The organism is Dawidia cretensis (genome assembly GCF_018598175.1).
GTDB classification, from domain to species: Bacteria; Bacteroidota; Bacteroidia; order Cytophagales; family Cyclobacteriaceae; genus Ohtaekwangia; species Ohtaekwangia cretensis.
Genome location: NZ_JAHESE010000273.1, coordinates 1 through 230, shown reverse-complemented (window position 1 = coordinate 230; position 230 = coordinate 1). Strand labels below are relative to the sequence as shown.

Annotated in this window: 1 protein-coding gene; it reads right to left on the bottom strand. The window is 57.4% G+C overall.

Annotated elements, in window-relative coordinates:
- Positions 1-208: two-component regulator propeller domain-containing protein (locus tag KK062_RS30620; RefSeq protein ID WP_254088163.1), on the bottom strand; the 208-nt coding region annotated here is incomplete at its 3' end.
- Positions 209-230: the final 22 nt, after the last annotated feature.

Genomic DNA, 230 nt, shown 5'->3' with positions numbered 1-230 from the left:
AGTATACACCGCGCATGGTGCCCAGCCAGAGACGACCGTCGGGACCAGCGCGCATGTCATTGATGAGGTTATTATTATGCCGCAGCGCGCGCTGCCGGGCCGTATCCCAGGGCGTGATCTCCCGGAACGTATGCCCGTCGACACCATGCACGCCTTCGTCTGAGTTGCCAATCCACAAGCGGTCCTGGGCATCAAATTGGCCATACATAAAAAACGGCACGGAGTAATAA